14 protein-coding genes and 3 pseudogenes are annotated in these 9,589 nt (G+C 69.7%); 9 read left to right on the plus strand and 8 right to left on the minus strand.

Annotated elements, in window-relative coordinates; translation table 11 throughout:
- Positions 1 to 467: pseudogene (locus SYNGFB01_RS14925) on the plus strand (alpha-mannosidase); the annotation flags it as partial.
- Here SYNGFB01_RS14925 and psbN read toward each other — a convergent pair.
- Entirely contained in the window at positions 436 to 585 is a 150-nt protein-coding gene (gene psbN / locus SYNGFB01_RS08605; protein ID WP_048017724.1) for a photosystem II reaction center protein PsbN, read from the minus strand. The pseudogene SYNGFB01_RS14925 and the gene psbN sit on opposite strands and share 32 nt — an antisense overlap.
- Positions 586 to 763: 178 nt before the next feature.
- Between psbN and psbH the strand changes: the two genes are divergently transcribed.
- Genes psbH through SYNGFB01_RS08625 form a run of 4 tightly spaced genes read left to right on the plus strand, consistent with a single transcriptional unit; the run spans position 764 to position 2,186 of the window.
- Positions 764 to 958: a photosystem II reaction center phosphoprotein PsbH gene (gene psbH / locus SYNGFB01_RS08610; RefSeq protein ID WP_048017725.1), complete on the plus strand. Its 195-nt coding sequence runs from the start codon at positions 764 to 766 to the stop codon at positions 956 to 958.
- Positions 959 to 1,000: 42 nt separating this feature from the next.
- Complete coding sequence (locus SYNGFB01_RS08615) at positions 1,001 to 1,267, plus strand: TatA/E family twin arginine-targeting protein translocase (protein WP_048017726.1); 267 nt, start codon at positions 1,001 to 1,003, stop codon at positions 1,265 to 1,267.
- Positions 1,268 to 1,282: 15 nt separating this feature from the next.
- Positions 1,283 to 1,924, plus strand: a complete 642-nt coding sequence (gene pth, locus SYNGFB01_RS08620; protein ID WP_048017727.1) for an aminoacyl-tRNA hydrolase — start codon at positions 1,283 to 1,285, stop codon at positions 1,922 to 1,924.
- 4 nt (positions 1,925 to 1,928) lie between these two features.
- Positions 1,929 to 2,186, plus strand: a complete 258-nt coding sequence (locus SYNGFB01_RS08625) for a DUF3146 family protein (protein ID WP_048017728.1) — start codon at positions 1,929 to 1,931, stop codon at positions 2,184 to 2,186.
- A 400-nt stretch (positions 2,187 to 2,586) separates the two neighbouring features.
- Here SYNGFB01_RS08625 and SYNGFB01_RS08635 read toward each other — a convergent pair.
- A pseudogene (locus SYNGFB01_RS08635) lies at positions 2,587 to 3,775 on the minus strand (DUF3084 domain-containing protein).
- A 90-nt stretch (positions 3,776 to 3,865) separates the two neighbouring features.
- Positions 3,866 to 4,605: pseudogene (gene ntcA, locus SYNGFB01_RS08640) on the minus strand (global nitrogen regulator NtcA).
- 341 nt (positions 4,606 to 4,946) lie between these two features.
- Between ntcA and SYNGFB01_RS08645 the strand changes: the two are divergent.
- Positions 4,947 to 5,372, plus strand: a complete 426-nt coding sequence (locus SYNGFB01_RS08645; protein WP_369795526.1) for a cob(I)yrinic acid a,c-diamide adenosyltransferase — start codon at positions 4,947 to 4,949, stop codon at positions 5,370 to 5,372.
- Between the two features lie 16 nt (positions 5,373 to 5,388).
- The gene (dcd, locus tag SYNGFB01_RS08650; RefSeq protein WP_048017729.1) at positions 5,389 to 5,982 is read left to right on the plus strand and encodes a dCTP deaminase; all 594 of its coding nucleotides are present in this window, start codon (positions 5,389 to 5,391) and stop codon (positions 5,980 to 5,982) included.
- Positions 5,983 to 6,002: 20 nt separating this feature from the next.
- On the opposite strand, the gene thyX is transcribed toward dcd, so the two are convergent.
- The 3 genes from thyX to SYNGFB01_RS15460 are packed head-to-tail and all read right to left on the minus strand — an operon-like array spanning position 6,003 to position 7,281.
- Complete coding sequence (thyX, locus tag SYNGFB01_RS08655; protein WP_048017730.1) at positions 6,003 to 6,728, minus strand: FAD-dependent thymidylate synthase; 726 nt, start codon at positions 6,726 to 6,728, stop codon at positions 6,003 to 6,005.
- Positions 6,728 to 6,925: a hypothetical protein gene (locus SYNGFB01_RS15455; protein ID WP_235300072.1), complete on the minus strand. Its 198-nt coding sequence runs from the start codon at positions 6,923 to 6,925 to the stop codon at positions 6,728 to 6,730. Before SYNGFB01_RS15455 ends, thyX begins: the two co-directional genes overlap by 1 nt.
- Positions 6,925 to 7,281, minus strand: coding sequence for a thioredoxin domain-containing protein (locus SYNGFB01_RS15460; RefSeq protein ID WP_235300073.1), 357 nt, complete (start codon positions 7,279 to 7,281; stop codon positions 6,925 to 6,927). The genes SYNGFB01_RS15455 and SYNGFB01_RS15460 overlap by 1 nt, the downstream gene beginning before the upstream one ends.
- Positions 7,282 to 7,357: 76 nt before the next feature.
- Between SYNGFB01_RS15460 and SYNGFB01_RS08665 the strand changes: the two genes are divergently transcribed.
- Together SYNGFB01_RS08665 and SYNGFB01_RS08670 are read left to right on the plus strand one after the other, a co-directional pair.
- Complete coding sequence (locus SYNGFB01_RS08665) at positions 7,358 to 7,771, plus strand: NIL domain-containing protein (protein ID WP_048017731.1); 414 nt, start codon at positions 7,358 to 7,360, stop codon at positions 7,769 to 7,771.
- Complete coding sequence (locus SYNGFB01_RS08670; RefSeq protein ID WP_369795527.1) at positions 7,768 to 8,229, plus strand: hypothetical protein; 462 nt, start codon at positions 7,768 to 7,770, stop codon at positions 8,227 to 8,229. The genes SYNGFB01_RS08665 and SYNGFB01_RS08670 overlap by 4 nt, the downstream gene beginning before the upstream one ends.
- 16 nt (positions 8,230 to 8,245) lie before the next feature.
- Here SYNGFB01_RS08670 and SYNGFB01_RS15465 read toward each other — a convergent pair whose 3' ends face one another.
- Positions 8,246 to 8,659 (minus strand): lytic transglycosylase domain-containing protein, encoded by a 414-nt coding sequence (locus SYNGFB01_RS15465; protein ID WP_072061595.1) that lies wholly within the window; start codon positions 8,657 to 8,659, stop codon positions 8,246 to 8,248.
- Positions 8,563 to 9,589: tol-pal system YbgF family protein (locus SYNGFB01_RS15470; protein ID WP_369795528.1), on the minus strand; the 1,027-nt coding region annotated here is incomplete at its 5' end. The genes SYNGFB01_RS15470 and SYNGFB01_RS15465, both read right to left, overlap by 97 nt.

Genomic DNA, 9,589 nt, shown 5'->3' on the forward strand with positions numbered 1-9,589 from the left:
CCACCTGGCCCGACCCGGGAGCCGACAACGGCTGGCAGCGTCAGCGGCTGGCCCTGCTGCCCTGTGCGCCCGGCTGGTGTGCGGCTGGGGTGCCGGAGCAGGCTGTGGCCTTCCGCGAGCCGATCTGGCTGCGACCGGTCACCGGCACTCCGGTTCAGCATCCAGCCGCTGAGCCCCTGGCCGCTCTCCCCCCGCTGTCCCGGGGGCTGCAGCTGATCGGTCTGCGCCGGGACCCGGCCGCAGGCAGTGCCGACAGCCTGGTGATCTGCGTGCAGAACCTCTCGCCCGCGCGCCGCCGGCTCGACCTGGGTGACCTCTGGGAGCTCCGCGAGCGGCTCGATGGTCTTGGCGAGCCGCTCGCGGAACCGCCGCGGCCAGGCGCTGCAGCTGACGGGCCGGCGCAGCTTGCCCCCTGGCAGCTCGCCTGCTGGAGGATCAGTCGTCGTGATCGTCGAACGGATCGGTGAGNCCCTTGGACGGCGGTCCGAAGGCGGTGTAGATGCCGAAGCCGGTGAGCCCCAGCAGCACCACCAGCACGGCGATCGCCACGCTGAGGGCCGGGGAGCTGGCGGTGCTGGTGTCCATGGTGATGAGGCGAGACTGATGAGGCGGCCGCGGGCCGGCGGGATGGGCNGGTTTGCCGGATGGTCCGACCGGACTGTGACGACCCTCGTCACAAGTCTCGACGGCGCGCCGCGTGGTGCCCGGCAGGCCACTTACACTAGTCAGACTGCACGCCCCTCAGCGAGAGGATCCAGCTGCCATGGCCCAACGCACCCGTCTCGGAGATCTGCTGCGTCCGCTGAATTCCGAATACGGCAAGGTCGTGCCGGGCTGGGGCACCACCCCCGTGATGGGCGTGTTCATGCTCCTCTTCCTTGTGTTCCTTCTGGTGATCCTGCAGCTGTACAACAAGTCGCTGCTGCTTGAAGGCATCACCGTGAACTGGAACGGCTGAGCTGAGGGCCTCCCCTGAGCCCCGGCCTCCCTTCTTCAGACAATGAATTTCTTCGGCATCGGTCTTCCTGAGCTGGCGGTGATCGCCGCCATCGGGTTGCTGGTGTTCGGCCCGAAGCGACTCCCCGAGCTGGGCAGAACCCTGGGACGCACCCTCAAGGGGTTCCAGTCGGCCTCCTCGGAATTCGAGAAGGAGTTTCGCTCGGCCATCGCCAGCGACGAAACGTCATCCGGGTCGAAGAGCACCCTGCCTGCCGCGGCGGGCTCCGAGCCGGCTGAGGTGGAGCCGCCCGCCTCACCGCCAGCCTGAGCTCTGGCCAGCCCGATGTCCGATCCGGCCCTGCCCGATCGCCAGCATCCGGATCTCCAGCTGGTCGTGGGGCTTGGCAATCCCGGCGAAAAGTACGCCGCCACCCGCCACAACGTGGGCTTCATGGCGCTCGATCGGCTGGCCGCCAGGGCAGGCACAGGGTTTCGCCACCAGGCGAAGCTCACTGGTCTGCTGGCCGAGGTCGGCCACGGCCCGAGCCGGTTGCGGTTGCTCAAGCCTCAGACCTTCATGAATGACAGCGGCCGCTCGATCCGTGCGGCGCTGGACTGGTTTTCCCTGCAGCCGCACCAGTTGCTGGTTGTGGTGGATGACATGGATCTCCCCCTGGGGCGCCTGCGCCTGCGCGCTGCCGGCAGCGCCGGTGGTCACAACGGCCTGCGCAGCACGATCAGTCATCTCGGCACCCAGCAGTTTCCGCGCCTGCGCATCGGGATCGGCGCCCCCGCGACCGATCCGGCGGAGCGCAGAGCCCGCACCGTTGGTCATGTGCTCGGCCGCTTTTCCGCCGCCGAGCAGCCGCTGCTGGACGCGGTGCTCAGCGAGGTGGAGGCCGGCATCGCTCTGATCCAGCGCCTCGGGGTGGAGCGTGCCGGTAATCGCTTGAACAGTTTTCAGAGTCCGGTGGCAGCAGGCTGACCGGATGGCCCGTCTGCCCGCCACCACCGCTCAGCTGCGGGTGCTGCGCCAGAGCTTCAGCCAGCGGCTGGTGGAGGGCGAGGTGAGCGCCGGTGGGTTCCAGTGGAGCTTCAGCTGGGCCTTCGATCGTGGCGAACTGACCGTGGAGCCGTCCCTGGGACGGGCCCTGATTCAGGACGCCCTGCTGCGCTTCCTGCTGCGAACCGACTACCAGCTTGAGGCCGGCGGCGACTACGCTTTCACGGTGCGGGCCCAGTTCTGAGCTGACAGCCGAGGTGGCGCTCCAGCAGCAGCTGCGCCACCACGTCATCGATGTCGCNGGGGGGGAGCCGCAGCCCCCNGGGCAGCAGACGCCGCCAGCCCCGGGGCGGGTGCAGCTCCCAGTAGCGCTGGCGGGCCGCCAGGGTGGTGCCCCGCTCCTCCACCAGCTGNCACGCCGAGCCCCAGGTTCCGCAGCTGCTCCAGCCAGAGCCCACTCTCCGTGCCGTTCCCCAGCAGAACGCACTCCAGCCCCTGCTCCTGCCAGCGCCGCAGCCGGTCCAGGCAGGCTGCAGGCCTCAGCACGGCGGCAGCCACGATCCGATGGCTTCGGGGCTCAGCCAGGGCCAGGCCGCACTTGCTGCGGCCGGGATCAAGGCCGGCCAGCCACTCGTCGCTAGCGTTCACGGCCGCCGCGGCTGCAGGCGATCGCTGTCAGGCCTGCTCCAGCGAAGTTGCACGATCACCGGGTCGGGCGTGTCAGCATCGCGCAGCGCCACGGCTTCGAGCTGGGCGACCTCGCCGGAGGGACGCTCGCTGAGCGCCTCGCCGAGCTGCCGCATGTTGGCCGGATCCACCTGCAGGCCGTCCGTCACGCTGCCCTTGCGCTGGACACGGGCGTAGGCGGCGACCAGCAGCAGATTGAGGCGGCGGCTGAGCTGTTCCCGGTCGCGCAGATCTCCTTCGATCGTGGTGCTGGCCAGCACCTCCCCGGCCTGCAGCACCTGACGGTTGGGGCGCAGATCGGGGAAGGCGAGCACCTGGCGCTCGCCGCGCAGCACATTGCCGGCCGAGAGGATGCTCAACACCCAGCTCCCGGGCCGCGTCAGCAGGGAGGTGAGCTTGTTGATGTCCTCCACAGGCACCAGCAGGATCTGGCGATCCACCGCCTGGCCGGGAAGCACCCGGCGGAAGGCGTTGAGGTTGGCCTGCTGGAGCACGGCATCGATCACCTCCCGGGCCTGAGCGGGCTGCTGCAGCTTGACCTTGGCGCTGGCCAGAGGCTCGCCGCTGCTGATCACCACATCGCCGCGACGCAGGGCGAGCAGCTTGGCTTCCAGCTCCTTCAGTTCCTTGGCCCCCCTGGCGATGCGTCCCTGCACCTGGGCGAGCTCGGCCTCCGTGCGCCGGATGTCGCCGTCGCGGGNCCTCACCTCAGCGCTGAGCCGGTCGCGCTCCGACTGAAGCTGTGTCCGCTGCCGCTGCAGGGGTTCCNAGCTCCCGGCGCAGGCTCGTGGCCCGCTCCTGGGCGTCCTGGNAGCGGCGCTCCGCCTGGCGGCGCTCCGTTTCGGCATGGGCCAGATCAGCCTTGCGCTCGGCCAGCTCGGTCCGCCCGGCATTGAGGCGATCCTGCAACTGGTCGAGCTCGAACAGGCCCATGCGGAGTCGCTCGCTCACCAGCAGCATCAACCCGAGCGACATGGCACTGATCAGGCTGCCGGTGAGGGCGGTGATCAGAACGGCGGTGCGTCGCGGCCGCAGATTGAACAGGCTCAGACGTGCCTTGNCGACCCGGCTGCCCAGGCGGTCCCCGAGGGTGGCCAGCACCCCGCCGAGCACCAGCAGCGACAGGATCAGCAGCCAGCCCGACACGACGCGCTGCGAGGTGGCACCAGTATCCCCCGGCCCGCCAGGGGCCACAGCGAAGGCCTGCGGCTCTCCGGGATCGGCTGGCCGATCAACTCAGTTGAACCGCTTGGCCAGGGCGATCGGATCGAACACCGTGATCCGCTTGCGGTCGATCGCCACCAGCCCGTCCTGACGGAGATCGCCGAGCAGTCGGGTGATCGTGACGCGGGTGGAACCGATCGCCTCGGCGATCGCCTGATGGGACAGGCGCAGATCGATGGTGATGCCCTCGCTGCCGGGCACGCCGAAGTCGCGGCAGAGCACGAGCAGGAAACTCACCAGCGCGAGCTCATGTCGCGGTGGGTGAGGGTCTCGATCATGGTTTCGGTCTGCAGGATGCGTGAGGAGAGACCCTGCAGGAGCAGCAGCCCCACACTGGCGTCCTGCTCGATCGCCTGACGCACGGAGGTCGCCGGGGCCGTGACCAGTTCAACGCGGGTGAAGGCGATGGCGTGGTAGAAGCGATCGGATCGCTGCCCGGTGAGCAGGGAGAGCACCCCGAACAGACTGTTCTCGCGCAGCAGCGCGACCGTGATCTCCTCGCCGCTCTCGTACACCCGGGACAGTCGCACGGCACCGCGCCGCAGCAGATACACCCGCTCGGCCGGGTCGCCCGGAAAAAAGATCGTCTTGCCCCGCTCGATGGTCTCCACACTGCTGCCGCCGAGCCCGCGGATCACATCCACCAGCGTGGGCCCAGGCTGGGAGCCGGTGCCGATGCCAGCCACGGCGCCGGGTGCCCCGCTGCCGGGCAGGTTGGTCGTTCGGCTGAATCCGCGGGTGGCGCCGACCATGGCGGTCCTGGAAGTGTGATGGACGTTACGGAGCACCCCACGGGGAGGCATGTAGCAACCGTGACCCTTTAGGCCGCACCCCCGCCCCCGCCTGAAGCAGAACATCTGTTTGCCACCAGGGATGGTGTCTGTGATTGGAGAAACGGCCCAAGGCCGCTACATTCAGGTTCGTGATCCCCGCCGCTGATGGCCGCGAGCCTGCCCGCCAGTGCCACTCGCCAGCATCTGGCCGTGCTGGCCGGGGGCGGCCTGGCCCGGCCCCCTCTGCGGCTGATNNNGGNCGGAGCCCGANGGGTTGCTGCAGATCCACACANGCANCCNNNCGCGGCAGTTTCGCGGCGGTGCTCAGCCAGGCCCTGCGCAGCGCGGGGCTGGGCAGCCGGGTGCTCATCAGCCAGTTTCTCAAGGGCGGCGTGGATCAGGGTCTGGCCCGCAGTCCCTGGCTGTGCGGCCGACTCCAGTGGCTGCGGCCCGCCGTGGCCGCCTGTCTCGGAGAGGCCGCCGCCGCTCACGACGCCGAGACCCTGGCGGCCGTGCAAGAGGTGTGGGGCTTCAGCCGCGACCAGTTGCGGGCCGGCGCGGTGGACCTGATGGTGCTCGATGAGCTGGGCCTGGCCGTCGAGCTGGGTTTTCTCGATCTGGCGGAGGTGGTCGCCGCTCTCCAGGAGCGACCGTCTCACCTGGATGTCATCCTGACCGGACCTGCCATGGCGCCTGAACTGATGGCCCTGGCCGATCAGGTGACCCAGCTGCGCCGCGGCTTCTGAGGCCTGCTCCGAACCCATGCTCAAGAACGACCGCTGGATCAACGATCAGGCTGCTGCCGGCATGATCCAGCCCTTCCAGGCTCAGCTGGTGCGCCATCTCGACCCCGACAACGGTGCCCAGCCGGTGCTCAGCTTCGGCTGTTCCTCCTATGGCTACGACCTGCGCCTTTCGCCGAGGGAGTTCCTGATCTTCCGCCATGTGCCGGGCACGGTGGTCAATCCCAAGCGGTTCAACCCCGCCAATCTGGAGCCCGCGCCACTCCACGACGATGCCGATGGTGCTTATTTCATCCTGCCCGCCCANTCCTACGGACTCGGCGTAGNCCTCGAGANGCTGAGGGTGCCGCCCAACATCACCGTGATCTGCCTGGGCAAGAGCACCTATGCCCGCCTCGGCATCATCGTCAACACCACCCCGGCCGAAGCCAGCTGGGAGGGGCACCTCACCCTGGAGTTCAGCAACTCCTCCGGCGCCGACTGTCGCATCTACGCCAACGAGGGGATCTGCCAACTGCTCTTCTTCGAGGGCGATCCCTGTGAAACCACCTACCAGGATCGCGCCGGCAAATATCAGCATCAGCCCGAGCGCGTCACCCTGGCCAAGGTCTGAAGCCTGCTGAGCCTGGCCCTCTAGGGAGCCAGCCTGGCCTTGTGCAGGCGGCTCTTCTCGTACCAGGCGGCGATCTCGGGGGCCCAGGCCTGCATGTGCGGCCACATCAGGTCACACAGCGCGCGGATCTCTTCCTGGGCGTCGAGTTTGGCCCGCAGGTCCATGAAGTGCAGAAAGGCCCGCAGCGAGAAACTCACCACGAAGTGCTGGCGGTAGTCGAAGGGCAGGATTCCGCGTGCATGCTCCTCGGCGAATCCCGCCGCCAGCATGTCGCGGTAGCGCTCGGCGGCCCGCCGGCAGAGATCCAGATCCTCGGCCCGCTGCTCGGCGGAATAGCTGTAGCGCTTGCCCTGGCGGTCGCTGTAAGCGCCCACCGGCCGCAGGTAGAACACCTCCTCGAGCTCCAGGTCGCCATTGGCGGCCCGGCAGATGCGATCCCCCGTGTAGCGCATCGACTGAACATCGAAGCTCACACCCACGCGGTGGGTGCGGGCCTGCTGCATCACCGAGTGGGGGAACCAGCCCACGTTGAGCACGATCTGGGCGTGCTCCAGCGGGCCGTAGTGCCCCCGCTCTCCGGCCAGCAGCCGCTTCACGCAGATCTCCCCGGCTCGGGATTCATCCGGCCAACTGGCACGGTCGGCGGCCACGAACCCCTCGCTGTAGTCCTGGTGCATGCCGGCATACACGCACTGCTGGGGATTGGGTGTGGCGGCGATCAGGTCAACCCGGAAGCGGGGATCCATCAGCCGTGACTGCGGGGTGCGGCCATCGTGCCAGGGTCCGCCAGGGGCCGGCCATCCTCGCTGCTCAGCCGGCTCACTGCCCCCACTCCCGCCAGATCCGGCAACGGTGAACCGCTCAGCAGCGCAGCCACAAGCTGCCGCAGCTCTGCTGCGCTGTGGGCTCCGATCGCCCGGCCGGATCGGGCGTCCCCCGGCATCAAAGAANCTCCAGGTGGGGGATGCCGTTCACCCCGTAGCGCTCCAGTTCCGGCTGCCAGCGCGGATTGTCGACGTTGAGCAGCACCACGTCGAGGCGGCCGCGCTGCTCCGCCTCGATCGCTTCGATGGCTGGCGCCATGGAGCGGCAGGCCTCACACCAGTCGGCGTAGAACTCCACCAGCGTGGGCCGTCCGTTGCCGAGCGCCTCCTGCAGCTCGAGCGACTGGCGGGCCAGTCGCTCGAGCGGCGCGGCGGGCTGCAGCCCGCCGCGCCACCACAGCACCGCCGCTGCCAGCAGGGCGGCGATCGCCAGCAGCAACACGCGTTCGCGCTGGCCGATCGCGGGGCTGGTCATGATGGGTGGAACCGGGTTGCAGTCTCGGGGCACTCTGCCAGCCCCGGCCTGGCCACCGACGCTCCGTCCGCTGCCCTTGAAGCGCCGACTCACGCTCCACTTCCCCCGCGAGGCGGTGCACCAGCCGATCACCTACAGGCTGGCGGTGGATTTTGACGTGGCCGCCAAGATCCTCCGCGCCCAGGTCGCACCGAACCAGAGCGGCACGATGGTGGTGGAACTCTCCGGCGACATCGACGAACTCCAGGCAGCCGAGCTCTGGCTCGAGAGTCTTGGCCTGGGCATCAACCGCGCTCCCGGGCAGATCCGCATCGACCGGGAGCGTTGCGTGGATTGCGGCATCTGCTCGGGTGTGTGCCCCAGCGGTGCCCTCAGCTTCTCGGCCCCGGCTTGGCGGCTGGCCTTCGATGCGCAACGCTGTCTGGTGTGCGAGCAATGCATCCCCAGCTGCCCGCTTGAGGCCATCACCCTGGTGCTCGATCAGCCGTGATCTCTCCGCTGCGCCTGCTGCTTCTGCCGCTGCGGGCGCCGATGCTGCTGGTGCTGGTCGTGATCTCCGCCTACGAGGGCCTCAACTGGGGCCGCCCACTCACCAGCGGCGGCGGCGGAGTCGGCGGCGCCCTCTGGTCGGTCGACTGCCTTCATGCCCTGCTGGTGGTGCTGGTGTGCACCATGCCGGATCAGCTGCTGCGCTGGGTGTCCGGCCTGATGGCCGCCAGCCGGGTGATGAGCCTGGTGGTGAGCCTGCTGATCGTGACGGTGGGCGGGCTCTATCTGCTCCACCTGCAGGTGCTCGCCAATGTGCTGATCCTGGCCTGCGCCGTGCTGCTGGCTCGCCTGGATCTGGCTCGTATCCGCGTCGTGCCGACCCCGCTGATGCAGCTGCTGGTCCTCAGTGTGCTGGTGCTCTCCGGAGCAGGCCTGGGCCGCTGGCTCGGCACCCGTTAGGCCAGCGGCCGGGCGCTCAGCCGGGACAGCGGGGCAGGCGCGGCTCCTGGAAGCTCCAAAGATTTCCGACCACCTTCTTCACGTATAGCCGGGTCTCGGGATAGGGGATGGCCTCCACCCAGAGTTCGGGGGCCCGGTTGAGCAGGGGACTGATCCAGCTGGCCACGGCGCCGGGGCCGGCGTTGTAGCTGGCGGCAACCAGGAGGGGGTTGCCGTGCCACAGCAGCAGCAGCTGGCGGAGGTACTGGGCGCCCAGCACCGCGTTGCGCTCCGGATCCTCGAGCTCCGCCGCTGCCAGAGGCCTGCCCGCCAGTTCGGCGGCGGTCTCGGGCATCAGCTGCAGCAGCCCGACGGCTCCGGCCGCCGACCGCACACCCGGCGTGAAGCGCGATTCCTGTTTGGCCACTGCCGCCAGCAGGTCCGCCGACACGCCTGTCTGCCGGGAGGCCCGCTCCAGGGCCGGCTGCTGGGCTTTCTCGTGCAGGGCCGTCTCCAGCACGGCCGCTTCGCCGCAGGCCTCTGCAGGCAGACGCAGGCTCGCCTGCTCCAGCTGGGCCAGCCCCATCCAGTGGTCACCCACGGCACGACGCAGCCTGCCCTCCACCAGCAGGCCCTCGGCGGTGCCGGGTGGCTGGCCGCCGCGATGGTGTCGCCAGTGCTCCCAGGCCTCGAGCGGCTGATCCAGCCGCCACAGCCGATCCAGTTCGGCATCACCGCTGGCCAGCGGCTGCCAGAGCCTCGATCGGGCTCCGCCGGGCGGCCGGGATCCATCGCCGCCCGCCCCAGCCGGACGGCCGCGCGCCAGCCGTAGTAGCCGCCGGGATGGCGCTGGAGCAGGTCGCGCCACAGTGCGGTGGCGCGCTGCCGCTGCCCCTGCTGCCAATGGCTGAACCCCAGCCAGAAGAGCCGGCGGGAGGCGAGCAGGGGTGGCTGCTCCGCCGCGCTGCGGGGCTCCGACAGCAGGCTGATCGCCTCCTGCCAGCGGCCCTGCAGCAGTGCCAGGCGGGCCCGTTGCCACTGCAGTTCCCAGCTGGCCGGATCATCGGGCCAGCGCCGCAGCACCGCCAGCGTCGCCGAACTGCCGACGCTCCTCAGGGCGCGCCGGGCGGCCACCGGAGCGCTCTGATGCAGCGCCGGCGGCAGCCGGCTCAGGGCAGCCAGGCTGCTGGCGGTGCTGCTCTCACTGAGCAGCTCCACGGCCTCACGGGCCTCCGGCGTGGCGGGATGGCGCAGAGCCAGTTGCAGCAGCAGGGTCTCGCCGCGCTGTTCGGTGTCGCCGGGCCGTCCGATCAGGCTGCGGCCGATCGCCAGCTGGGTCGCCGCGCTGGGCGGGGCCTCCCGCAGGCAGGCCAGGCCGGCC

It is taken from the genome of Synechococcus sp. GFB01, assembly GCF_001039265.1.
Lineage (GTDB): Bacteria > Cyanobacteriota > Cyanobacteriia > PCC-6307 > Cyanobiaceae > NIES-981.